The organism is Micromonospora sp. CA-246542, assembly GCF_050942905.1.
Taxonomy (GTDB): domain Bacteria; phylum Actinomycetota; class Actinomycetes; order Mycobacteriales; family Micromonosporaceae; genus Micromonospora.
Window position 1 is genome coordinate 5,072,443 of sequence record NZ_CP192040.1, and the last position, 21,952, is coordinate 5,094,394.

Below are 21,952 nucleotides of genomic sequence, written 5' to 3' on the forward strand. Positions count from 1 at the left end.
CCCGGGGAGGCGTCAGATCCAGGCGCGCGGGTCGGCGGCCAGCTCGGTGACCCGCGCGGGCAACGCCCCCGCGGCCACGTCGGCGACGCTGACCAGTTCCAGGATCTCGCGCTCGCTGGCGCGCAGCGCGATCCAGACCTCCTGGAGGGCGCGGGCCGGACCGTGGTAGCCGAGCTGTTCGGGGCGCTGCCCCCGCACGTGTGCGAGCGGCCCGTCGATCACCCGGATCACCTCGGCGAGAGAGATCTCCTCGGCCGGGCGGGCCAGCCAGTAGCCACCCTCCGGACCGCGCTGGGCGTGCACGATGCCACCCCGGCGCAGCTGCAACAGGATGCTCTCCAGGAACTTCGGCGGGATCTCCTGCGCACGGGCGATCTGGTCGGCGGTGACCGGCCGGCCCCGCCCGGGGCCGCTGGCCGTCGCGGCCAGCTCGGCGGCCGCACGGAGGGCGTAGTCGACCCGGGCGGAGAGACGCATGCCGGCAAGGTTAGCCCGCAGGTCATCCGCCGGTACCGGCGACCCTCAACCGATCGGCCACGCATCGACGGACAACCAATTATGCCGCGCACCGTGATCCATTAACCGGTGGGGCCCGAAAGGCCGATTCCGAACGTCCCTATGCTGGGCGGGCAGTACGCCTGTCCGGCCGGTTGGTGGAGTTCGGGCCGGACGTTGATTAACCCCGGGGGGAAGGCAACACGATGACCGATGTCGCCACACGCACCTGGGATGGCATGACCATCCCGATCGCCGGCACCTACCGCCTCGATCAGGCGCACAAGCGGATCGGTTTCCTGTCCCGTCACATGATGGTGAGCCCCGTGCGCGGCGAGTTCGCCGAGGCGACCGCGGAGATCACGGTCGGGGAGGATCCGCTGCGCTCCGGGGTGACCGCCACGATCGCGTCGGCGAGCATCTCCACCGGGAGCGCCGACCGGGACACCCACCTGAAAAGCGCCGACTTCCTCGATGTGGAGCGTTATCCCACTCTCGAATATCGAAGCACGGGCATCACGTGGCAGAGCAACGACGACCCGATTTTCTACTGGGCGCGTCTGCGCAACCACAAACTCGGCGGACGAGGCAGAAGTCACAATCCTCCGCCGCAGTCCGAGCCCAATCGTTTTGTGCTCGCCGGTGAGTTGACGGTGAAGGGAATCACCCGCGCGGTGAACCTACAGGTGAATTTCGGCGGCGCGCGGCAGGATCCGTACGGGCAGAACATCTTCGGATTCAGCGCGACCGCCGAGATCAACCGTGAGGACTACGGCCTGCTCTGGAACGTCGCCTTGGAGAGCGGTGGCGTCCTCGTCGGCAAGACCGTGCAGATCGAGATCGCCGGTGAGGCCATCCACCAGGCGTGACCGGTCGGGTCAGGCGCCGACGCGGCGCAGCAGACCCTCCTGGACGGCGCTGGCGATCTGCCGGCCGTCCGTGGTGAACATCCGACCGGTCGCCAGCCCTCGCGCGCCGGACGCCGACGGGCTCCAGCAGTCGTAGAGGAACCACTCGTCGGCGCGGAACGGCCGGTGGAACCACAGCGCGTGGTCCAGGCTCGCGCCGACCACGCCGCCCGGCCCCCACACCTCGCCGTGCACGGAGAGCACCGAGTCCAGCAGGGTCAGGTCGGAGGCGTACGTGAGCGCGCACGCGTGCAGCAGCGGGTCGTCGGGCAACTTGCCGTCGATGCGCATCCAGACCCGCTGGTGCGGGTCGGCCGGACGGTTGCCGGGGCGGACCCAGCCGGGCTCCCCCACGTAGCGCACGTCGATCGGGCGGGGGATCTGCCCCCAGATGCCCAGGCGCTCGGGGTAGCGGGAGAGCCGGTCGGACATCGTCGGCACGTCCTGCGGCGGCGGCACGTCCAGCGGGGCGGGGGCCTGGTGGTCCAACCCCTCCTCGGCCCGCTGGAACGACGCCGACATGAAGAAGATCGGCTTGTCGTGTTGGAGCGCGACCGCACGACGCACCGAGAACGACCGGCCGTCGCGGATGTTCTCCACCTGGTACTCGATCGGCTCGGCCGGATCGCCGGGGCGGACGAAGTAGCCGTGCAGCGAATGCACGAAGCGCTCCGGGTCCACCGTGCGGCCGGCGGCGACCAGGGCCTGACCGGCAACCTGGCCGCCGTACACCCGCTGTGGACCGACCGGAGGGCTCATCCCCCGGAAGGTCATCTCACCGGTCGGGTCGAGGTCCAGCACCTCCAGCAGCTGGTCGACCGCCGCCTGGCCGACCGCGACCCGACCGTCGCTCACTGCAGCGCCCGCGCCGACGCCGCGTCGACCAGCGAGCCGAGCTGGTGCACGCGCAGCGTGTTGGTCGAGCCGGGGGTGCCGGGCGGGCTGCCCGCCACGATCACCACGTAGTCACCGGGGTTGGCCCGGTCGAGGCCGAGCAGCGCCTGGTCGACCTGGCGGAACATGTCGTCGGTGTGCTGCACGAACGGCATCAGGAAGGTCTCCACGCCCCAGGTGAGGGCGAGCTGGTCGCGCACCTCGGGGACCGGCGTGAAGGCCAGCAGCGGCAGGTCGCAGTGCAGGCGGGACAGCCGTCGCACGGTGTCGCCGGTCTGCGAGAACGCGACGAGCGCCTTGGCGTTGATGGCCCGGGCGATCGACGAGGCGGCCACGGTGAGCGCGCCGCCGTGCGTACGCGGGTCGTGCTGCAGACGCGGCACCCCGATCGAACCGGCTTCGGTGGTCGTCACGATCTTGGCCATGGTGCTGACGGTGAGCACCGGATACTTGCCCACGCTGGTCTCGCCGGAGAGCATGACCGCGTCCGCGCCGTCGAGCACCGCGTTGGCCACGTCCGAGGCCTCCGCCCGGGTGGGGCGGGAGTTCTCGATCATGGAGTCGAGCATCTGGGTGGCCACGATGACCGGCTTGGCGTTCTCCCGGCACAGCTGCACGGCGCGCTTCTGCACCAGCGGGACCTCGTCCAGCGGCATCTCGACACCGAGGTCGCCACGGGCGACCATCACGCCGTCGAAGGCCAGCACGATGGCCTCGAGGTGCTCCACGGCCTCCGGCTTCTCGACCTTGGCGAGCACCGGGCGGAAGACGCCCTCCTCGGCCATGATGTTGTGCACGAGCTTGATGTCCTCGGCCGAGCGCACGAAGGAGAGCGCCACCAGGTCGACACCGAGACCCAGGGAGAAGCGCAGGTCCTCGGCGTCCTTGTCCGACATGGCGGGCACGCTGACCGCCACGTTCGGCAGCGAGACGCCCTTGTTGTTGGAGACCGGGCCGCCCTCGGTGACGAGGCAGCGGATGTCGTTGCCGGTGACGTCGGTGACCTCGACGGCGACCCGACCGTCGTCGATCAGCAGCCGGTCGCCGGGCTTCACCTCGTGCGGCAGCCTGGTGTAGGTGCAGGAGACCCGCTCCTTGGTGCCGAGGATGTCGTCGCCGGTGATCACGACCGAGTCACCGGTGCGCCACTCGTGCGGGCCGTCGGCGAACTTGCCGAGCCGGATCTTGGGGCCTTGCAGGTCGGCGAGGACGGCGACGGGCTTGCCCGCTGCCTCCGACGCCTCCCGGACCAGGCGGTAGACCGCCTCGTGGTCGGCGTGGCTGCCGTGGCTGAAGTTGAGCCTCGCCACGTTCATGCCGGCCTCGACGAGACCCCGGATGCGCTCCGGGGACGAGGTGGCGGGTCCAAGAGTGCAGACGATCTTCGCGCGGCGTGTCACGCCCATCAGGCTAGTCTCTCCTTCAGGTCGGACTCGGGGCCGACCCCTTGCAGGCAGCGGAACAGGTGTCCAACGACGCGTGGCACGCGTCGGGCCGGCGGGCGCAAGCGCACCGGAACGTTGTGGCGACGGGCAACGGCGACCGCGCGCCGGGAATCGTACGCCTCCGCGCGGAGCCGGTGTCGGGCCGCTCCCGGCGACGGCCCTCTCCGACGCCCCCGGGACGGGCCGAGCGGGCACGGCGGTGAGCAGGTCACGCGGGTCGTGCGCCGCCTGGACGGCCGGGGACGGCCGGTCCACGCCGCACGCGCGACGGTAACACCGGCGCCGGCCCCGACGCCGTCACCGGCCTGACACCCGTCGCTGGCCGGACGGTCAGTTACCGGCCTTGACCAGCGGGAACTCCAGCGAGCCGGCCGGGCAGAGGAAGGTCAACACGTCCACCCGGTAGAGGCCGGCCTGCACCGCCGGGTCGGCCTCCAACACGCTGCGCACGTCCTCGACGCTGCCGGTGCGGGCCAGCCCGAAGCCGATCGGCGGCTCCGGCGTACGGGCCGGGCCGTCCACCGAGCCGGAGACCAGGATGATCCCGCTGCGCTGCAACGCCCGCATGTGCTCGGCGTGCTCGGCCTGCAACCGCTGCACGGTCTCCGGGGGCAGGGCCCGTCCGGCCGCGCCGGGATAGATCACGATGCACTCGTACGTGTCGAGCGCGAAGTCGACCTGCGGCACCTGCGGCATGGCCCTCCCTCCGCCGTCGCGCCGGCCCGGTCCGACGCCGACCGCCCGAGCCGGCGTCACCGGCACGCGCCCAGCCTCGCACGCCGCAAGGGGCGGTACCCGTCGCTCCGCGCAACTCCCCCAGGTCGGTCCCCGGGACGGACGGCATCCGGACACGGGCACGTGGGCGCGCCCGGTGTGATCACCGGCTACGGTGGACGGTCCAGGTGTCGGTGGCGGGAGGTCGGGATGAGTGACGACGGGCCGACGCCGAGCCCCCTGTCGTACGCCGAGGTGACCGACGAGGCGTACGCCACGCGGGCCGCGGCGGACTTCCGGGCCCAGGAGTTCGAGTTCGCGGTGGTGCTCAGCGGGCGGTGCCCCCGCTGCGGCCACGCGAGCGCCACCACGCTCGTCGACGAGGTTTACCGCAAGGACGCCGCGACGCCCGACCCGGGCTACCGGACGCTGCTGTGCGAGTGCGAGGTCGAGCACCCGGGGTGCCCCGCCGGGCTGCGGGGCTGCGGGGCGTACTGGACGCTGTGGCTGGAGGTCGAGGCATGATCCGTCTCCGTCCCGGCCCGCCCGCGACCGTGGCCGACCTGCGCGGCGCGCAGCAGCTCGCCGGACTGCTTCGCGGTGAGCTGGAACGGGTACGCGCGGCGGCGCTGGCCTGGCGCAACGGCCTGGGTGGCCTGCTGGTGGCGCTGGTCGGGTTCAGCCTGATCCGGGGCCGCTCCGACGTGACCACCCTCGCCGCGGGTTGGGGCGCGCTGGTCGGGTTGCTGCTGCTCGCCGCGCTGGCCGCGGGCGTGGCCGGAGCGCTCGCGCTGCTCCGCGCGGCACACGGGCCGCTGACGGTGACCCCGGTGGCGGCGCTTCCGCCGGCCCCGCTCGGTGACCACCGGGAGGCGATGGCGGCGGTCCGGTCCCTGCGCGTCGGGGTGGGGCTGGTGCTGCTGTGCACCACGCTGCTGGTCGCCGCCGTCGGCGTGACCTGGTACGCCCCCGGCCGCTGATCCTCCTACGCTGAGCGGCGCTCAGGGGCCCAGGTGCGCGTAGCCGGCCCAGGTGTCCGGGTGGTCGGGTAGGGCCGCGCGCAGGCGGCGGACCGCCGCGTGCAGGGCCACGGCCGCGCGGTCCGGAGCGATCCCCGCGCTGACCGCCAACCCGTCGTACAGGTCGGCGCATAGCCGCACCGTCAGCGCGTCCGAGATGGACCACAACGCGCCGATGACGTGCCGGAATCCGGCCAGTTGGAAGGCCGTGCCGAGGGTGAGCGCCTCGTCCGGCAGGGCCGCCCCGCCGCGTACCGTCTCGCACGCGGAGAGGACGGCCAGCGCGGCCGGCCGCCCCGCCGGCCGCCACAGGTCGCGGACGCTGAGCGCGCCGCCCGCCAGTTCGAGGCGTCCCCGGGTCGGGAAGCGCAGGTCCTGCGTACCGTGGCAGGACAGGTGCGCGACGGGCTGCTCGGGCAGGGCGTCGAGCACCGTCGCCGGGCTGGCCACCGGGCCGATGAGCGAACGCACCCGGCTGAGGTGCCGTCGGACGACCTCCTCCTCGCGCGTCACGCCGGGCAGGTCGGCCAGGCCGGGCGTCTGTGGCATGCCGACGAAGAGCGCCGCGTCGACCGGTCCGGGAGGTGTCGGTCCGCCCCGGCGGGCGTGCGTCAGCGCCCGGAGCGAGGCCGTGTAGGACGGCACCACCCGGTCGAGCAGCCCGTCGCCGCCGTCGGACGGGCCGGCCGCGTGCAGTGGCAGGAGGGTGAGCACGCCCGTGGGGCACCACCACAGCCGGGGCCAGCCGCCGTCCGTCGGCTCGGCGTCGGCGGCCGGCGGGGTGGGCAGGGCCACCTCGAGGACGGGTACGGCGATGACGCGCCACAGCCAGTCCAGGGTCTGGGCGACCTCGGCACGGGCCGCCGCGTGTCGACGTCGTACCTGCGGCGGGGGGACGTCCGCCGCCGAGGGCCCGGTGAGCACCGCGATCGCGCCCAGGAAGCCCGCCGTACGGACGATCAGCTCGGCCAGGGTCAGCTCGGGCAGCGGCACGACGGTGACCCGGCCGTCGGCGACGACCAGCGCGTCGCACCGCCGGTCGGCGACGTTCACCAGCACCACCGGTCCGTTCACGGCGGCCCGGGCCAGCTCGTCGAAGGGCGGCGGGCGGAGGAAGTCGGCGAAGCCGGGCCGGTCGCGGATCTCGGCCAGCAGGTGGCGGCGGCGGGTGGCGAGGTCGTACCGCTGCTCCGGCGTCGCTCCGGTGGCGGCGACCGACCCGTCGCGGCCCCACGCGTCCGGCGACACCACCTGAGCCGGCGGCCGCGACCCGAAGCCGTCGAGGGCGGCTTGGAGGTCGGCGAGGCGGTCGGCGAGGCGGGGCGCCCGGGCGCGGAGCGCGGCCAGGTCCGCGCCCGCGTCGTGGGCGCGGGTGAGCAGGACTCCCCGGCCGTATTCGAGCAGCTCGACCGCGCGCTCCGGGCGGTCCAGGGCGATGGCGACCGCCGCGGCGTCGCTGGCCAGTCCGGGGAAGCGTGCGAGCAGGCGGGTCTGGTCTTCGGGGTCCATCCCGTGCCAGGCCACCAGGTCGATCAGCTCGATGGCGGTGGTGTACCCGTCGAGCGCGGCCGGCAGGTCGCCCGCCTGGGCGGCGTGTGCCGCGTACCGGCTGGCGGCGGTCGCCCGCAGCAGCGACGGCGCGGACTCGACGCGGGCGGCGGCGCGCAGCGCGGCGGTCGCCTCGGCCAGCGCGCCGGAGTCACCCGCGCCGGTCTCGGCGACCCGCTCCAGGGCGGTGGCCAGGTTGCTCAGGCACATCGTGCGGGCGGGATGCTCGGGGCTCAGCTCGTCGACTGCCTTCCGGTAGGCGGCCAGCATTGCGCTGGCGTCGGCGTCGGCGTGGCCGGCCTGGTGGCGCAGCAGGAGAGCGTTGCCGAGGTTCGTGAGGATCCGGTGCCGGTCCGCGTCGGCCGACGGCCGCCGGCTCAGCCGATCGAGCAGCCGGACCGCCTCGTCCAGCGCCGGCAGGTCGCCATTGAGGCGGTGCCGCAGCAGGTGGGCCAGTGCGTGGGTGCCGACCGTCTGGGCGTACTCGGTGGGGTCGGCCTCCTGTTCGGCCAGCTCGGCGGCCTCGCGCAGGGCGGCCACGGCGGTGTCGGAGTCCCGGGCGATGCCGGCCGCGACCTCGTCCGGGGGCCCGCCGCTCGCGGGCAGCGCGCCGTCGAGGAAGAGTTCGACCCGGCGGTTCAGGGCGGAGCCGTAGTTGGTCAGCGCCGCCAGGCGGTCCGGATGCCCGGTCGGCGTCGATTCGACCACCTGCGCAAGCACCTGGATCGCCTCGGTCAGGGTCGCCAGGTCCTGCGTCGAGGCGAAGAGCGCCTGCAGCACGAGGCCCAGGTTCGAGCGGTACCGGGGCAGCGACGCGCTGTCCGACGCGGCGGCGGCCACGGCCGATCGCAGCGCGACCGCGGCCGGCTCCAGCAGCGTTGGCTCGCCGGCCAGGTCGGAGAGTTCGCGCAGCGTGTTGCCGAGGTTGTTGAGGACGTGCGGGCGCAGCGGGTCGGTGCGGGGCAGCAGCCGTTCCGCCTCGGTCAGCGCGTCGCGGCCGGCGCGCAGCGCGCTCACCCCGCCGAGGTCAGCGTGCCCCAGGGCGAGCGCGTGGCCGAGATCGGCGAGCCGACGCGCCCGCTGGACGGGGTCCCGGGCTGCGGCCGCGCTGGCGCGCAGCACCCGTACCGCCTCGGTGATGTCGTCGGCGCGTCGCCGCCGCTCGTACCGGGTCACCAGCAGACCGCCCGCGACGTGCCGCAGGTCGTCGCCGTCCGTCCCGTCGGGAGACGACCCGGTCGCGGTGGCGGCCCGGTACGCGTCGATCGCCGCGTCGAGGTCCGCCGGGTCGGAGGTGCTGTGGTGCCGCTCGGCGAGCAGGGTGGCGAGCCCGAACTGGGCGGTGCCGGCGAGATCCGGGGCGAGGCCGCCGAACCCGGTCAACGCCGACCGGTACGCCTCGATGGCGGTGTCCCGGTCGGCGGGCGTCCGGTCGCGCGTGAACCGCTCGGCGAGCGCGGCGCCGTGCAGCGCGGCGGCCCGGGGATCGGCGCTGTCCCGGGCGGCGGCGAAGGAGTCGACGGCCTCGTCGAGGTCACCCGGCCGCCGGTGCAGCCGCCACCGGTCGCGCAGCCGTTGACCGAGGTTCATCCGCGCCATCGTGCGCACCGGCGTGCCCGGCGCGGCGACCCGGACCGCGTCCCGCAGCGCGGTGATCGCCTCGTCCAGCGCGACCGGGTCGCGGTCGACCTCGTACGTGTCGCCCAGCACGTTGCCGAGGTTGAACAGCCGTACGGCACGTTCCGGGTCGCCGACGCCGGTCGCCTCCAGGCTCTCCCGGTGCGCCTCGACGGCCCCCGCCAGGGCCCGCCGCCGGCCGAGATGCTGGAACTGGTCGCGGTGGACCTTGCCGAGGGCGGACAGGTAGTGCAGGCGCTCGGGCGCTCCGGCCGGCGTACCGGCCAGCGCCTGCCGCAGCAGCGCCTCGGCCTGGTCGGCGGCCCGGTAGTCGCGGCTGGTCTCGGCGGCGGCCATCAGGAGGACGGCCTCGACGTACCGGGCACTCGCCGTTCCGTCGCGGGCGGTGGTGTCCGCTCGGGCGGGCCGGGGGCGCGGCGGCCGGCCCGCCTCTGCGGGAGCGTGCCGGGAGCGCAGCAGCTCCAGTAACGGCGGCGGCACCCGTTCCGGCGCGAAGCGCAGCAGAAACTCGGTGAGCCGCAACGCCTGGTCGAGGTCGTCGGCGTCCTCACCCGACGGCAGTAGCTGGTAGCGGTACCAGTGCAGGCCGGCCAGGAGCGACATCCCCTCGACGACCCGCTCGGGCAGCGGCCCGTCGGTGGGCGTGGCGGTCACCAGGTCGGCGACGGCCTCCGCGTCGCGGATCGCGCCGGAGTCGAGGACCGCCCGCCGGTCGCCGGTGGCCCCGAAACGTTCCAGCCGCTCCCGTAGCCGCCCGATCGGGTCGGGTCTGAACCGTCGCCACATCGCGCCTCCCCCGCGCCGGCCGCGCCGACTCGGATCAGGCGTAGCAGACCGGACACGGAGCGCGCTAGCCGTCACCGTGTCCCGGCACACAATCGGGCGGGCCGCGGCATGGCGGGCGGATCCCGGGGGACGATCACTGGGGTCCTGTCCCCGCCACGGCGAAAGACGATGAAGGATGTGCGTATGGCGACCGACATCAGTAAGCAGCCCGCGAAGGCGTCCGGCACGTACCGGATCGGGGGCGACACCACGGTCAACCGCCTCGGCTACGGGGCGATGCAGATCACCGGCCCGGGCGTGTGGGGCGATCCGAAGGACCCGGCCGAGGCGGTACGGGTGCTGCGTCGGGCGATCGAGCTGGGCGTGACGTTCATCGACACCGCCGACTCGTACGGGCCGTTCGTGTCCGAGATGCTGATCCGCGAGGCGCTGCACCCGTACGCCGACGACCTGGTCATCGCGACCAAGGCCGGCCTGACCCGGTCCGGGCCGGGCGACTGGCGTGCGGTGGGCCGCCCGGAGTACCTGCGTCAGCAGTGCGAGCTGAGCCTGCGGCACCTGGGTCTGGACAGCATCCCGCTGTACCAGCTGCACCGGATCGACCCGCTGGTCCCGCTCGCCGACCAGCTCGGCGAGCTGGCGCTGCTGAAGCAGGAGGGCAAGATCCAGCACATCGGGCTGTCCGAGGTCAGCGTGGAGCAGATCGAGCAGTCGCGGGCGATCACCGAGATCGTCTCCGTGCAGAACCTGTACAACCTCGGCAACCGCAGCGCCGAGGACGTGCTGGACTACTGCGAGCGCAACGACCTGGCGTTCATCCCGTGGTTCCCGATCGCCACCGGGGAGCTGGCCCGGCCGGGCGGCCCGCTGGACGCGATCTCCAACGCGCACGGCGCGACGCCCGCGCAGCTCGCGTTGGCCTGGTTGCTGCGTCGGTCGCCGGTGATGCTGCCGATCCCGGGCACCTCGTCGGTGGCGCACCTCGAGGAGAACGTGGGCGCCGCCGACGTACGGCTCACCGACGACGAGTTCGAGGCGCTGGCCAAGGCGAGCTGACCGCGCCGGCCCGGACGCCGCCGGTTTACTCGGTGGCGTCCGGGCCGATCTCGCGGGCGGCGCGCAGCGCCTCGGTGGCCTGGGCCAGCAGACGGGCCGAGTCGGTGCGCCCGCTGACCTGCAACTCGACCTCGGTGTCCCCGGACTGGATCCGGATGCTCGCCTCCGTGCGCTGCTGGTCCACCCAGGACTGCAACAGGTTGAACAGCCCCGGCAGCAACCCCTGGGCCAGCACCGCGATGATCACGGCGTCGCTGAAGCCGGGCCGTCCCCCGCCACCGCCGGCAGCCCGGACCCCCTGCCGGTACTCCGGACGGCGGTGGATCCAGGTCAGCAGGTCGACGGCTGCGGGCTGCCGTTGTCGGGGGTTGATGGTCAGCCGGACGGGCAGCCGCGCGGCGGCGTCGCTGTCGGTCACGGTGGGTCTCCCGGTCAGTCGGAGGCGGGTTGGAAGGTGACGGCGTCCCCGTCGGCGGTGGCGAGACCCGAAACGGTCAGCGCGCTGTCGTCGCTGAACGGTGAGCTGGTGCCGAAGTACGTGGTGGTGCCGCTGACCTGCACCCGGCCCTGACCCTCCACCGGCGTGGACACCCGGGCGGTGCTCGGCCCGTTCAGTTCGACGGCGACCTTCGGGTACTCCAGGATCTTCCAGGTGACCTTCTGCGCCGACCCGCCGTAGTAGCGGAACGGGCAGCCCGGCGGTGCGGCGACCGTCTGCTTGGCGCACTCGTCCAACCAGGCGCGTACCCGGGTCTGGACGGCCTCGACCGCCGTCGGCTTGAGCACCGGGGCCAGCTCCAGGATCGCCGAGCCCTCCCCCGGGCCGACCAGCAGGGTCTCGGCCGGCGTCTCGCTCAGCGCGCTGGACGGGCCGGTCGCCGTGTAGAGGCCGGGCAGCAGCACCAGCGGTGGCCCCTCGGTGGCGACCGGCAGCTCCACCCCGTTGAGGCGTACGCCCGGCTCGGCGATCGACGAGTCGAGCGGGATCGGCCCACCGGCCAACCGCCAGCCGTGGAACAGACCGGCGGTGGTCTCCTCCTCGCGCCGCAGGGTGAGGGTGGCCGTCTTCGGCGCGTCACCCAGCCGGTACGCCACCGTGGCGGTGGCCGTGTCGTCGGCGCGCTCCAGGGAGGTGATCTCGACGTCGGTCGGTGGCTGGTAGCCCTTGCCGCGCAGCAGTTGGGCGAGCAGCTTGTGGTCGGTGCCGTCGCCGGAGTCGGCGAGGTGGTCGAGCGCGGCCTCGCTGTCCCGGTCGGCGAGGGCGGAGAAGAATCCGTCCACCGTCGCCTGGGGACGGAAGAACGCCCACTGCACCACGCTCAGCCCGCTGGCGCCGAGGCAGGCGACGAGGGCGAGGACGCCCACCAGCAGCCAGGTGCGGCGGGTTCCGACCGGGCCGCTGTGGCCGAACAGCCGCTCGGCGGTGACCGACGCGGCGACGTCGGCGGGCACGCCGGCCTGGGCGGGCGCACCGGTGACCGACGCCCGTTCCAACGCGTCGAGCCGCAGCTCGTGCGGCGGGTGGGTGGCGCAGACCGCCTCGTCCCAGCCGCTGCGCCCGCTCTCGAAGGAGAGCCGCCGCTCCAGGATGCGCCGCAACCCGTCGACGTGCCCGGTCAGCACCGCGCCCAGGTCGGCCCGGTACTCGGCGGCCCGCACGTCGCGGGCGTGCAGGGGCAGCACCACGTACCGCATGGTGAGCAGCACCGGCCAGAAGAACAGGAACACCACGAAGTTGGTGGCCGGGTGCGGGAACGTCCGCATCAGCCACGTGGGCAGGGCGTGGGCGAGGGTGAGCGGCAGGCCGACGCCGCGGACGAAGGCGCTGGTGATCTCGTCCCCGGTGCGCCAGTGCACCAGCTCGTGGCTGAGCAGCGCCGCGACCTCGTCGTCCGGCTCGCCGAGCACGGCGGTGGTGACCACCACGTGCCGGGCGTACGTGCGGGCGTTGCTCAGGACCGGGTCGTCCTCCATCAGCAACCGCGGCACGTTGGGTAGGCCGAGTCGTCGCGCGCAGTCGTCCAGCAGCGGACGCAGTCGTGCGGTCTCGCGGCGGCTGGGCTGGCGCGCGCCGGACACCACCAGCAGACTCGGCTCGAACAGCACCCGGTACAGCGTGTAGACCACGCCGATCAACGCCGCCGCGACGACCGTGCCGATCAGGCCGGTGAGCAGCGCGAGAGGCTCGTCCGCGACGGTCAGCCAGGGCAGCACCAGCACGGCGAGGAAACCGGCGAGGAATCCGACCGCGAAGCCGGCCACGCCGCCCAGCATTCCGCCGGAGCGGCTGAGGAACGCCTCCAGCAGCGAGCCGATCAGTGGCGCGTCCCGCAGCGCCGTCGGGATCTGGTCGTCCGCGCCGGTGCCTCCGGCGAAGAGGCCGACGGCGGCGAAGCTGAGACCGCCCCAGAACGCCAGGAGCAGCGCGATCGGCAGGTAGAACCAGGTGGCGACGAACGCGCCCAGCACGCCCCGCCAGTCCCGCAGGATTCCGGCGCGCAGCCAGATGAGTGCGTTCGGGTAACCCGGTGGCCGGTCGGCGAACCCGCCGGTGGGCGGCGGGGTGTCGGCGGCCGGGGGTTCGGCGGCCCGGACGTCGAGCTGCGGCACTGTCGGCGGTGTGCTCTCCGGCGGCACACGCTGCGGCTCGGTCATGCCTGCTGCTCCCTCTCGACGGGTGGCGTCCACTGTCGGGAGTGGACGGCCGGAGCAGGTTATCGAGGACGTCTGATGTCTGCCACACCGTTTCCCAGGATCGTCACGCAACCGACACTCGTCGTCGCGGGCAGGGTGCGGCGGTCCCGGAGGACCGCCGCACCGAAGGGCTCAGACCGCGAGGCAGTTGGGTCGCACCGGGCCGTCGACCAGGGCGCCGCGCACGATGGTGTACGCCGTTCCGTCGAGCACCAGGCCCAGGTGCCCCACCACCCGCAGCGGGCAGTACGCCTGGATGAGCACGTTCGTCGCGCCGTCGTTGACGACGGCGTTGCCGGTCGGCCGCACCAGTTCGTCCTGGAGCGTGCGGATGGTGGTGTAGCGCACCGAGCCGGGGGTGTCGTCGCCGGAGTTGAGGTCGGCGAGGAACGCCGAACCGATGGTCATCTGTTGGCAGGCGACGATGCCCGCGCAGCTACCGAGGCCGAGGAACGCCACGATGTTGGCGACGTACGTGCCGTACTGGGGTGTGCCCAGGCTGACGTACCGGCCGACGGTGGCGGTGCCGCCGAGCCGTTTGAGGTAGTAGCGGCTGACCAGCCCGCCCTCGGAGTGGGCGACGACGTCGACGCTCGCCGCACCGGTGCTGGCGCGCACCTGCTCGACGTATCCGGCGAACGCGCGGGCCGAGGCGGGTATGTCACCGAGGCCCAGCCCGGGTAGCTGGTAGATGAAGGTCCGGTAGCCGTCGGCGCGCAGCCGGGCGGCGATCGGCTCGTACGCGACGGCGACGCCGCTGAGCCCGCCGACCACGATGACGGGGTTGGCCGCGGCGGCAGCGGTGGTGGCGGCCGGAGCGACGGGGGCGGGGGCGGCGGTCGCGGTTCCCGCCGAGGCGAGGAGGGCGGCGGTGGCCAGGGACACGACGAGGACGGTCTTTCGGAGCAGCATGGCTGCACCTCCGAGGGGAGGCGCCCGACGATCCGGGCAGGTGGGTGGGGGTGTCCGGTCGACCGTGCGACGATGATGCCCGCAACAATTCGGCAACGTCAATGACTTGTTACGCGCCGGTAACCCGTTGTCCCGTCGACGGCGCAAACCGGCAAATCGGTCGCACTCCACAGCGGACACCGACGGCACCCGCACACCCCCGCCCCTCGACGACCGGTGGCATGCTGTGGCCGTGGCCGCCGACGAACCCCCCGAGCGTCAGTTACGGGTGATGCCCTGGTGGCTGGTCCTGGTCGGCCTGCTGCTCGCCGCCGCCCTTGGCTGGCTGGTGCTCGGCCTGCTGCTCACCGAGGCCGACCGGGCCGTGCAGCCGGACATCCGGGCCACGCTGCGTATCGACGCGATCCGCACCGGCCTGACCGTCGTCGCCGGCACCGGCGGTGGGCTGGCCCTGCTGCTGGCCGCCCGCCGACAGTGGATCGCCGAGCGGGCCCAGCGCCACCAGGAGGCCGTCGCCGCCCGCGACCAGGCGCACCGGGACCGGGTACAGGCACACGCCGAGTCGGTGGCCGAGGCCGCCCAGCGCCAGCAGGACCGGCAGTCGACGGCCGCCGAACACGACGCGGCCGAACGTCGGTTGACCGAGCTCTACACCCGGGCGGTCGAACTGCTCGGCAACGACAGCGCGGCGGTACGCCTCGGCGGGCTGCACGCGCTGGAGCGCCTCGGGCAGGACAATCCGTCCCAGCGGTCGACGATCGTGGCGGTGCTCTGCGCGTACCTGCGGATGTCGCCGCCGGACGACGAACCGCGCGAGACGGAGGTCCGGCGCACCGCGCAGCGGGTCCTGACCCGCCACCTGCGCGAGCACGACGAGACGGCGCACTGGCCGGGCGTCGTGCTGGATCTGGGCGGCGCGGCGCTCGTCGACTTCGACGCCGCGGGCTGCACGCTCGTCGACGCGACCTTCACCGGCGCGGCGTTCACCGGCACGACCAGCTTCGCGGGCGCGACGACGCGAGGGCGCCTACTGCTCGGCGCGGCGCGCTTCGGCGACGTGGTGTTCGACAACGTCACGACCGGCGGGGAGATCGTGCTGGACGACATCCGCGTCCACGGCCTCGCGAGCTTCGACGGGGCCACGTTCAGCGAAGGCCTGTCCTGCCGGCGGTCCCACTTCGCCGGGCCGACCTCGTTCCGCCGGGTGACGTTCGGGCAGCCGACCAGCTTCGACGCGACCCGCTTCGAGGACGCCACCACGTTCCAGGAGTCGGTCTTCGACGGCGCGCTGTCGATGGAGCACACCGCGTTCGGCGGGTCGGTCACCTTCCACTCCGGCCGCTTCGCGAACATGGCGCTGTTCCGTTGGACGATCTTCGGCGCGGAGGCGCTGTTCGATCGGGCCCGCTTCACCGACGCCGCGAACTTCGGCCGGGCCCGGTTCCACCGCATGGCCAGTTTCCGCGACGCGCAGTTCAACCGGCAACCCCAGGTGGAGCAGGCCCGGGCGGTCGTCGATCCCGGTCACCGGTGGCCGGCGGGCACGGTGGTCAAACGCCTCGACGACGAGTGGCTGGTGCTCGTCGACGAGTGAGCCTCGTCAGCGCGTGGCGGCCGCCGGGCGCAACCCGTCGAGGGCCACACCGAGGACGCGGTCCCGCTGCTCGGGCGAGGGGAACTGCGCCATCGTGAGCCCGCTGATCAGCCGCACCACGTCGTCGAAACCGATGTCGTCGCGCACCACGCCGGCCGCCTGGGCGCGACGCATCAGCGGCTCGCCGGCGGCGTAGATCTCCGTCCGGCAGGTCCCGAAGATCTCCGAGTCGTGCAGCAACTGCTCGGCGAGCGCCCGCTTCGTGGCGACGTAGGCGACGAAGCGGTGCAGCCAGGCGACGAGCGCGTCCCACGGGGGCAGCTCGGCCAGGTCCTCCGCCGACCGACTGAGCGCCCGGACCTCCTCCACGTAGACGGCCTCGAAGAGGTGCCGCCGGGTCGGGAAGTTGCGGTAGAGGGTCCCGATGCCCACCCCGGCCCGGCGGGCCACGTCCTCCAGGGAGGCGGCCGCGCCGTTCTCGGCGAACGCGTCACGTGCCGCGGCGATCAGGGCGTCGTAGTTGCGCCGCGCGTCGGCCCGCTTGGGCCGCTGCGCGAAAACCTCGGGCACCCCCGCGCTGGTCATGACGTGCGTCACCTCGTCCTGGTTGCATCCGGAGGCAACCCTCCGCTAGCTTAGTGGAGGCACCCCTCCGGAACTCCCGGAGGCCTGCCTCCGGATAGCTTACCTCGGGACCCGCCCGATCCGCCTGGCCACCCGATCGCCCGGACCCGACAACCCGCCCGCCGCCGACGACGGGTGACAGACGCCTCCTTCCGTACCATTTCAGGGAGTTTTCTCTCGTGGCAGTGACATCCCGACGCGGCTCGCGTCGGCTCACCTTCACCGTGCTCGCGGCCGGCGCCGGATTCTTCGCGATGCTCCAGTCGCTGATCACCCCGGTGCTGCCGACCATCCAGCAGGACCTGCACACCTCCCAGAACACCGTGACCTGGGTCCTGACCGCCTACCTGCTCTCCGCCTCGATCTTCACGCCGATCCTCGGACGGGTCGGTGACATGGTCGGCAAGGAGCGGATGCTCGTCGTCTCGCTCGCCGCCCTCGCCCTCGGCTGCCTGGTGGCCGCCATCGCGCCGAACATCGGCGTGCTCATCGTCGCCCGGGTCGTGCAGGGCATCGGCGGCGCGGTCTTCCCGCTGTCGTTCGGCATCATCCGCGACGAGTTCCCCGCCGCGCGGGTCTCCGGCGCGGTTGCCGCCATCTCGGCGATCGTCGCCGCCGGCGGTGGACTGGGCGTCGTACTGGCCGGCCCGATCGTCACCGCGCTGGACTACCGGTGGCTGTTCTGGATCCCGCTGGTCGTGGTGGGGCTGACCGCCGTCGCCGCGTACCTGTTCATCCCCGAGTCCCCGGTGCGTACCCCCGGTCGGATCGACTGGCGGGCCACCCTGCTGCTCTCCGGCTGGTTGGTCGCGCTGCTCCTGCCGATCAGCCAGGGCGCGGCCTGGGGCTGGACCAGCACCCGGGTGCTCGGCCTGCTCGCCCTCGCCGTGGTGCTGCTGGCCGGCTGGCTGACCGCCGAACTGCGCTCGGCCAACCCGCTGATCGACATGCGGATGATGCGCCTGCCCGGCGTCTGGACCACCAACCTGGTCGCCCTGCTCTACGGCGGATCGATGTTCTCCGTGTACGCGTTCCTGCCCCAGTTCGTGCAGACTCCGACCGCGGCCGGCTACGGCTTCGGCGCCAGCATCAGCCAGGCCGGTCTGCTCATGCTGCCGATGCTGGTCGCGATGTTCGTCGCGGGCATCCTCGCCGGCCGGCTCCAGGCCGTGTTCAGCGCCAAGGCGCAGCTCGCCACCGGCGCGGCGTTCAACGTGGCGGCGTCGGCGATGCTCGCCGCCGCGCACGCCACCCGCTGGGAGGTCGCCGTCGCCGGTGGCCTGGTCGGCCTCGGCATCGGCCTGGCCTTCGCGTCGATGGCCAACCTCATCGTCGCCAGCGTGCCCGCCAGCCAGACCGGCGTGGCGACCGGCATGAACGCCAACATCCGTACCATCGGCGGCGCGATCGGCGCGGCCGTGGTCAGCGGCGTGATCACCGCCCACCCGCAGGCCAGCGGCCTGCCCCGGGAGGCCGGCTTCACGGCGGGGTTTCTCCTCCTCACGGCGATCGCCCTCGCCGCCGCGCTCGCGGCCCTCGCCGTCCCGTCCGCCCGGCGGGCGTCGGCCGGTCGCCGGCCGTCCGCCACGACGATCGTCGAGTCCGAGCTAGCCGGCGAGTTCGCCACCATGCCGGCCACCCGCTGAGGTCCGCGTCGCAGCCCGGGCGGTTCGCCGCCCGGGCTGCGCCGTGTGTCGGAGTACGCTGGCCGGTCGTCACCCGTCGTTCGTCAGGATGTGCCATGCCCGACTTGCTCACCGCCGACCGTATCGACGAGATCGGCGCCCTCGGATCGGGGAGCCCCGACCCGGCGGCGCTGGTCACCGAGCTGGTGAGCGCCGTCGACGAGGGCCGGGTCGCCGACCCCGCCGACACCGGGTACGCCCTGCTGGTCGCCGCCGACATCCTGGAGCAGGCGGGTGACCTGGCGGACGCTCTCGCGCTGGCCACCCGCGCCATCGCCGAACAGCCCGACGACAACACGTACGTCCGCGCCGTGCGCGGCGGCCTGCTGCTGCGCCTCGGCCGAGTCGACGAGGGCCTGGCGGAGTTGTCCGAGCTGCGTCCGCTGCTGGAGACCGACCCCGACGGCGTGCACCTGGTCGACAAGCTGACCGAAGCCGGCCACGCCGAGATGGCGGTCGAATGGCTCACCGCGGCGCTCGACGCGATGGTGGACCGCAGCCGCACCCACCAGCACGAGTCCGAGGACGCCCAGGACACGGCCGCCGCAATGATCTACGGGTTGGCCCAGCGGCGGCACGACCTGCGCGAAGAGTTGGGCCTGCCGCACGACGAGCACGACACCCTCGCCGACCGGCTGCGCGACGTGGCCAGCCATGCCGCAGACGCGCTCGACGACGGTCCGGCGACGCTGCTGTTCTGGCCGAAGCCGGCGTTCGACGCGCTGCTGGCGCGCTGGCCGGCCCTGGCCGAGAGCTATCCGAGCACCTGGGACGAGCACCGCGCCCAGATCGAGCGCGCCCTCGTCGACGCGTCCGGGCTCGGCGGCGGCGACCTGGGCGTCGTGGCGGGCAGCGTCGAGACTCTGGCGGCCTTCGCGGGCGCCGACCCCATCGACGAGGAGACCCTCGACGAGTACGCCGACAGCCTCGACGACGCGGGCATCACGTCGTGGCCGCCGGGCCGCAACGACGCCTGCTGGTGCGGCTCGGGCACCAAGTACAAGAAGTGCTGCCTGCCCCGCTCCCGGGCCTGACCGCCGCGCGGGCCTGACCGCCGCGCGGGCCTGACCGCCGCGCGGGCCTGACCGCCGCGCGGGCCTGACCGCCGCGCGGGCCTGACCGCCGCGCGGGCCTGACCGCCGCGCGGGCCTGACCGCCGCGCGGGCCTGACCGCCGCGCGGGCCTGACCGCCGCGCGGGCCTGACCGCCGCGCGGGCCTGACCGCCGCGCGGGCCTGACCGCCGCGCGGGCCTGACCGCCGCGCGGGCCTGACCGCCGCGCGGGCCTGACCGCCGCGCGGGCCTGACCGCCGCGCGGGCCTGACCGCCGCGCGGGCCTGACCGCCGCGCGGGCCTGACCGCCGCGCGGGCCTGACCGCCGCGCGGGCCTGACCGCCGCGCGGGCCTGACCGCCGCGCGGGCCTGACCGCCGCGCGGGCCTGACCGCCGCGCGGGCCTGACCGCCGCGCGGGCCTGACCGCCGCGCGGGCCTGATCTTCGCCGGGCCGTTGCGCGGCCGCTCGGTTCCCCAGGGGAGCGATGTCCCCTGAGTCTCTGATGCCTGTGCGTCATCAAGATGACTCACAGGCATCACGCTCGCCCGTCCACCCCCACCCGACGGCCGCCCGGCACCCCACGATCGATCGATGGTGGCGAGTACCAGCGATGGCTACGGTGACCGTGGAAACGCACCCACTCCATCGAGGAGGACCGCCGTGCGCCGTGTCACCACCACCATCGCCCTGCTCTGCCTGTCCCTGTTCGCGCTGCTCGTACCGACAGCGGCGAGCGCGGCCACCACCGTCGAGGTCACCTCGGCGAAACTGGTCGCACGCGGCGTCGCCGTCGACATCACCATCACCGTGACCTGCGAATCCGGTCGGAACGGCGGCGCAGAATTCAGTCTGCGGCAGCGCTCCGACAACCACGTCGCGTACGGCAGCGGCTGGGCGCCCGTCTACTGCACCGGGTCGGCGCAGGCCGTGACCGGCCGGGTCTACGCGGAGGCCGGAGGCTACGCCTTCAACCGGGGCATCGCGCTCGTCAACGGGGGCATCGAGCTGTGCACCGAGATCGACTGCGACTACTCGCCGCGCTTCGACGGCGAGATCCGCATCACCCGCTGACCGCCACCCGGAATGCTCGCGTCGCTAGCCGTTCGGTGAACGAGCCAGGCTAGCGACGCGTGGTCAGTTTCCCAGCGCGCGGACCTTGGCGATCGTCTCCTGGACGTGCTGCTTTGCCGGCTCGCCGCCCTGGGACGCCTGCGCTAACGCCTGGCGGTACGCGTCGATCATGCCGACGAGAGGGCCGGCCGCTACGCCCTCCAGAGCGCCGGCCACGAGGGATCGCGCCTCGGCCGCATCCTGCGCCGCCGCCGCGGTCTTGGCCTTCGCCTCGTCGAGCTTCTGCGACGCCGCCGCCAACCTCGCGATGATCTGTGCTGCGCTCACGCGCGCCCTCCCCACGGTCGACCATCGCCTCCACCACCGCGCTGGCGGAGACCACAAGGGAGCGTACGAGATCCGCGCACAGCGCGCGACCGCTCGATCGCTCGATCGTGAGCTGCAGGGCATCGCTCGCGGAGATCACTTGATGGTCACCAGTCCCCGCAGGCGTTCGACGAACTGGTACGCATCAAGTGATCAAGAGACCCCAGCCCAACGGCCGAAGCGGTCAACGAGGGGTGCACCGACCAGGAACGGGACGGCGTCCTCGCGGCGGCGGCGCAGCTCGCCGACGACGTCGCGCCGGGCGGGGACTTCAGCAGCGCACCAGGACGGTGACTTTACGACGAATCTGGCACTCTGGCGGGCGTCACGAACGGGGAGGAAGGTACGCCGGGGTGGAAGCGCTGAGCCGTACGCAGCGGCCACTGGACCACGATCAGGTGCGTCGCTACGTGCAGGCGTCCTTCGGCACGGGCCACGCGATGGCGGACTGTGGACCGAGCACGGGTGGCGGCTTCGCGTCGGTGTGGTGGGTGGCGCTCGACGACGGGCGCGAGGTGGTGCTGAAGGTGGCGCCCCGGCCCGACGTACCGCTGCTGCGCTACGAGCGGGGCCTGTGCGCGGCCGAGGCGCGGTACTTCCGCCTCGTGTCCACGCGCGCGCCGCAGGTCCCCGTGCCGGCGTTGCTGCACCACGGCGACGATCCGGAACTCGGCGAGTGGCTGGTCAGCGGCCGCATCCCCGGCCGTTCGCTGCGGGCGTGGGCAGAGTCGGAACAGCACCTCGACGACGCCCCGGCCCGGTACGAGTTCGGAGCCGCGATCGCCGCGCTGCACCGGGTCAGCGGCGACCGCTACGGGTACGACGGTGGCCGGGCGAGCGGCGCGACGTGGCGCGATGCTTTCACCGGCATGCTCGACGGGCTGCTGGCCGACGCGGCGGACTGGGACGTCCCGCTGCCCACCTCGCCGGAGCGGATCCGGGAACTGCCCGAGCGGTACGCGTCGGTGCTGGACGAGGTACGCCGGCCGGCGCTGCTGCACTTCGACGGCTGGGACGGCAACGTGCTCGCCGAACCCGAACCCGAGGCCGACGCCGACGCCGACGCCGACGCCGACGCCGACGGCAACCTGCACCTGCGCGGGATCGTCGACGGTGAACGGTTCCTCTTCGGCGACCCGCTGATGGACCTGGTGTCGCCCCTGATCTACCGGCGGGTCGAGGACGAACCGGACAGCCCGTTCCTGCGGGGCTACCGGGCGGCCGCCACCGATCCGGTGGTCTTCGACGAGGCCGAGCTGCGTCGGCTCAGCCTCTACCGCCTGCACCTGTACCTGTTGATGACGGTCGAGATGCCCAGCCGGGGAATCACCCACCAGAACCGGCCGGACCGGTTCGAGCGACTGACCGACCTGCTGGACCACGAGCTGACCGAGCTGCGGCGGGCAAGCCCGTCGGCCCTCGGCTGACGGCAGCGCGGCTCGGACGACG

Annotated in this window: 19 protein-coding genes; 9 read left to right on the top strand and 10 right to left on the bottom strand. The window is 73.5% G+C overall.

The genetic code is table 11. The features are described from left to right. Window positions 1-12: 12 nt before the first annotated feature. The gene (locus tag ACQP0N_RS23385) at window positions 13-477 is read right to left on the bottom strand and encodes an RrF2 family transcriptional regulator (protein WP_030334362.1); all 465 of its coding nucleotides are present in this window, start codon (window positions 475-477) and stop codon (window positions 13-15) included. A 224-nt stretch (window positions 478-701) separates the two neighbouring features. Between ACQP0N_RS23385 and ACQP0N_RS23390 the strand changes: the two genes are divergently transcribed. Next, entirely contained in the window at window positions 702-1,364 is a 663-nt protein-coding gene (locus ACQP0N_RS23390; RefSeq protein ID WP_355049536.1) for a YceI family protein, read from the top strand. A gap of 9 nt (window positions 1,365-1,373) precedes the next feature. Here ACQP0N_RS23390 and ACQP0N_RS23395 read toward each other — a convergent pair whose 3' ends face one another. The 3 genes from ACQP0N_RS23395 to ACQP0N_RS23405 form a co-directional block, all read right to left on the bottom strand. Further along, window positions 1,374-2,258, bottom strand: a complete 885-nt coding sequence (locus ACQP0N_RS23395; protein ID WP_355049535.1) for an acyl-CoA thioesterase — start codon at window positions 2,256-2,258, stop codon at window positions 1,374-1,376. Then, window positions 2,255-3,703, bottom strand: a complete 1,449-nt coding sequence (gene pyk, locus ACQP0N_RS23400; protein WP_425732030.1) for a pyruvate kinase — start codon at window positions 3,701-3,703, stop codon at window positions 2,255-2,257. Before pyk ends, ACQP0N_RS23395 begins: the two co-directional genes overlap by 4 nt. Before the next feature lie 369 nt (window positions 3,704-4,072). Further along, a complete protein-coding gene (locus ACQP0N_RS23405) occupies window positions 4,073-4,438 on the bottom strand; it encodes a YciI family protein (RefSeq protein ID WP_355049533.1) in 366 nt (121 codons plus the stop codon). Between the two features lie 228 nt (window positions 4,439-4,666). Here ACQP0N_RS23405 and ACQP0N_RS23410 point away from each other — a divergent pair, with 228 nt between their 5' ends. Both ACQP0N_RS23410 and ACQP0N_RS23415 read left to right on the top strand, forming a co-directional pair. After that, on the top strand, window positions 4,667-4,981 hold the full coding sequence (locus tag ACQP0N_RS23410) for a hypothetical protein (RefSeq protein WP_355049532.1): 315 nt from the start codon (window positions 4,667-4,669) through the stop codon (window positions 4,979-4,981). Further along, on the top strand, window positions 4,978-5,436 hold the full coding sequence (locus tag ACQP0N_RS23415) for a hypothetical protein (protein WP_433114130.1): 459 nt from the start codon (window positions 4,978-4,980) through the stop codon (window positions 5,434-5,436). Before ACQP0N_RS23410 ends, ACQP0N_RS23415 begins: the two co-directional genes overlap by 4 nt. Before the next feature lie 21 nt (window positions 5,437-5,457). Here the strand turns inward: ACQP0N_RS23415 and ACQP0N_RS23420 are convergent, their stop codons facing one another. Beyond that, window positions 5,458-9,447, bottom strand: a complete 3,990-nt coding sequence (locus ACQP0N_RS23420; RefSeq protein WP_433114132.1) for a CHAT domain-containing protein — start codon at window positions 9,445-9,447, stop codon at window positions 5,458-5,460. A 183-nt stretch (window positions 9,448-9,630) separates the two neighbouring features. Here ACQP0N_RS23420 and ACQP0N_RS23425 point away from each other — a divergent pair, with 183 nt between their 5' ends. Continuing rightward, on the top strand, window positions 9,631-10,503 hold the full coding sequence (locus ACQP0N_RS23425; protein WP_433114134.1) for an aldo/keto reductase: 873 nt from the start codon (window positions 9,631-9,633) through the stop codon (window positions 10,501-10,503). Window positions 10,504-10,528: 25 nt separating this feature from the next. Here ACQP0N_RS23425 and ACQP0N_RS23430 read toward each other — a convergent pair whose 3' ends face one another. From ACQP0N_RS23430 to ACQP0N_RS23440, 3 genes are all read right to left on the bottom strand, one after another. Further along, entirely contained in the window at window positions 10,529-10,921 is a 393-nt protein-coding gene (locus ACQP0N_RS23430; protein ID WP_433114136.1) for an effector-associated constant component EACC1, read from the bottom strand. Window positions 10,922-10,935: 14 nt separating this feature from the next. Continuing rightward, the gene (locus tag ACQP0N_RS23435; protein WP_433114138.1) at window positions 10,936-13,158 is read right to left on the bottom strand and encodes a M48 family metalloprotease; all 2,223 of its coding nucleotides are present in this window, start codon (window positions 13,156-13,158) and stop codon (window positions 10,936-10,938) included. A 171-nt stretch (window positions 13,159-13,329) separates the two neighbouring features. Continuing rightward, window positions 13,330-14,109: an esterase/lipase family protein gene (locus tag ACQP0N_RS23440; RefSeq protein WP_433114140.1), complete on the bottom strand. Its 780-nt coding sequence runs from the start codon at window positions 14,107-14,109 to the stop codon at window positions 13,330-13,332. Between the two features lie 232 nt (window positions 14,110-14,341). On the opposite strand from ACQP0N_RS23440, the gene ACQP0N_RS23445 reads away from it, so the two are divergent. After that, entirely contained in the window at window positions 14,342-15,703 is a 1,362-nt protein-coding gene (locus ACQP0N_RS23445) for a pentapeptide repeat-containing protein (RefSeq protein WP_433114142.1), read from the top strand. Window positions 15,704-15,709: 6 nt separating this feature from the next. On the opposite strand, the gene ACQP0N_RS23450 is transcribed toward ACQP0N_RS23445, so the two are convergent. Further along, window positions 15,710-16,288 (bottom strand): TetR/AcrR family transcriptional regulator, encoded by a 579-nt coding sequence (locus ACQP0N_RS23450; protein ID WP_396799248.1) that lies wholly within the window; start codon window positions 16,286-16,288, stop codon window positions 15,710-15,712. A 218-nt stretch (window positions 16,289-16,506) separates the two neighbouring features. Here ACQP0N_RS23450 and ACQP0N_RS23455 point away from each other — a divergent pair, with 218 nt between their 5' ends. The 3 genes from ACQP0N_RS23455 to ACQP0N_RS23465 all read left to right on the top strand — a co-directional run bounded on the left by ACQP0N_RS23455 (window position 16,507) and on the right by ACQP0N_RS23465 (window position 20,137). Further along, entirely contained in the window at window positions 16,507-17,973 is a 1,467-nt protein-coding gene (locus tag ACQP0N_RS23455; protein WP_433114144.1) for an MFS transporter, read from the top strand. 95 nt (window positions 17,974-18,068) lie between these two features. Continuing rightward, complete coding sequence (locus tag ACQP0N_RS23460) at window positions 18,069-19,046, top strand: SEC-C domain-containing protein (protein WP_433114146.1); 978 nt, start codon at window positions 18,069-18,071, stop codon at window positions 19,044-19,046. Between the two features lie 680 nt (window positions 19,047-19,726). Beyond that, entirely contained in the window at window positions 19,727-20,137 is a 411-nt protein-coding gene (locus ACQP0N_RS23465; RefSeq protein WP_433114148.1) for a hypothetical protein, read from the top strand. A 63-nt stretch (window positions 20,138-20,200) separates the two neighbouring features. Here ACQP0N_RS23465 and ACQP0N_RS23470 read toward each other — a convergent pair whose 3' ends face one another. Next, entirely contained in the window at window positions 20,201-20,464 is a 264-nt protein-coding gene (locus tag ACQP0N_RS23470; RefSeq protein WP_007462863.1) for a DUF6244 family protein, read from the bottom strand. 392 nt (window positions 20,465-20,856) lie between these two features. Here ACQP0N_RS23470 and ACQP0N_RS23475 point away from each other — a divergent pair, with 392 nt between their 5' ends. Beyond that, complete coding sequence (locus ACQP0N_RS23475) at window positions 20,857-21,930, top strand: phosphotransferase family protein (RefSeq protein ID WP_433114150.1); 1,074 nt, start codon at window positions 20,857-20,859, stop codon at window positions 21,928-21,930. The last annotated feature ends 22 nt before the right edge of the window (window positions 21,931-21,952 follow it).

Bases quoted from the DNA above. Each gene is read 5' to 3' on its own strand.
- pyk (WP_425732030.1), bottom strand. From the start codon at position 3,703: ATGGGCGTGACACGCCGCGCGAAGATCGTCTGCACTCTTGGACCCGCC.
- ACQP0N_RS23385 (WP_030334362.1), bottom strand. From the start codon at position 477: ATGCGTCTCTCCGCCCGGGTCGACTACGCCCTCCGTGCGGCCGCCGAG.
- ACQP0N_RS23405 (WP_355049533.1), bottom strand. From the start codon at position 4,438: ATGCCGCAGGTGCCGCAGGTCGACTTCGCGCTCGACACGTACGAGTGC.
- ACQP0N_RS23420 (WP_433114132.1), bottom strand. From the start codon at position 9,447: ATGTGGCGACGGTTCAGACCCGACCCGATCGGGCGGCTACGGGAGCGG.
- ACQP0N_RS23435 (WP_433114138.1), bottom strand. From the start codon at position 13,158: ATGACCGAGCCGCAGCGTGTGCCGCCGGAGAGCACACCGCCGACAGTG.
- ACQP0N_RS23460 (WP_433114146.1), top strand. From the start codon at position 18,069: ATGCCCGACTTGCTCACCGCCGACCGTATCGACGAGATCGGCGCCCTC.
- ACQP0N_RS23410 (WP_355049532.1), top strand. From the start codon at position 4,667: ATGAGTGACGACGGGCCGACGCCGAGCCCCCTGTCGTACGCCGAGGTG.
- ACQP0N_RS23450 (WP_396799248.1), bottom strand. From the start codon at position 16,288: ATGACCAGCGCGGGGGTGCCCGAGGTTTTCGCGCAGCGGCCCAAGCGG.
- ACQP0N_RS23440 (WP_433114140.1), bottom strand. From the start codon at position 14,109: ATGCTGCTCCGAAAGACCGTCCTCGTCGTGTCCCTGGCCACCGCCGCC.
- ACQP0N_RS23390 (WP_355049536.1), top strand. From the start codon at position 702: ATGACCGATGTCGCCACACGCACCTGGGATGGCATGACCATCCCGATC.
- ACQP0N_RS23425 (WP_433114134.1), top strand. From the start codon at position 9,631: ATGGCGACCGACATCAGTAAGCAGCCCGCGAAGGCGTCCGGCACGTAC.
- ACQP0N_RS23415 (WP_433114130.1), top strand. From the start codon at position 4,978: ATGATCCGTCTCCGTCCCGGCCCGCCCGCGACCGTGGCCGACCTGCGC.